The organism is Stutzerimonas stutzeri (assembly GCF_024448935.1).
GTDB classification, from domain to species: Bacteria; Pseudomonadota; Gammaproteobacteria; order Pseudomonadales; family Pseudomonadaceae; genus Stutzerimonas; species Stutzerimonas stutzeri_AO.
Window position 1 is genome coordinate 1 of record NZ_JAMOIE010000248.1, and the last position, 909, is coordinate 909.

General features: G+C 64.9%; 1 protein-coding gene. It reads left to right on the forward strand.

Translation table 11 applies throughout. The features are described from left to right. Positions 1-909 (forward strand): transposase (locus tag NA637_RS25155; RefSeq protein WP_256075367.1); only part of this gene is annotated, 909 nt, incomplete at both ends.

A 909-nucleotide genomic window follows, 5' to 3' on the forward strand; every position in this document is an offset into this window, starting at 1 on the left:
CAGCCCCAGGCCCTACGTGCGCAAAGCGTTCGAGAAATATCTGGAGTGCGGCATCTTCGCCCACGGCTTTGCCCGCGCCCGCTGCGACGACTGCGGACACGACTTCCTGGTCGCCTTCTCGTGCAAAGGCAGGGGTGTCTGCCCCTCATGCAACACCCGGCGCATGGCTGAGACGGCGGCACACCTCACCGACCATGTGTTTCCCCGCCTGCCGGTGCGCCAGTGGGTGCTGTCGGTGCCCAAACGGCTGCGGTACTACATGCAGCGAGAGGGCCCGGTGCTGGGCATGGTGCTGCGCATCTTCCTACGCGTCATCGCGCAAACGCTGCAAGCCAACAGCCCTGGTGCGGCCAATGTGGACAAGGCAGCACTGCACATAGGCGCAGTCGCCTTCATCCACCGCTTTGGCTCCAGTCTGAACGAGCATGTGCACTTCCATGTCTGCGCAGTCGATGGCGTGTTTGAGGAAGTGGCGGGCGAGGAGGGCGATGCTGCTGATGCAGCTTCTCAAAGCTCACCATCGCGCATCATCTTCCACCCCGCCACCGGCGTGACTGCGGATGCCGTGGGTCAGGTGCAGGCCAGCTTACGCAAACGCATCCTGCGCGCCTTTGTCGGACGGGGCCTGCTGGAGAGTTTCGAGGCCCAAGAGATGCTGGGCTACAAGCACAGCGGGTTTTCGGCGGACACCAGCGTGTGCATAGCGGCGCACGACCGCGCCGGGCTGGAGCGGCTGCTGCGCTACTGCGCCCGCCCGCCGTTTGCCATGGAGCGGCTGCGCAAAGCGGGCAGCGAGCTGGTCTACCGCTGCGCCAAGCAGCACAGCGAGCCCGGCAGCCTGCCTCACAACAAGCGCGGCGTAAAGGCCGATGAGATCACCCTCACCCCGCTGGAGCTGATTGAACGTAT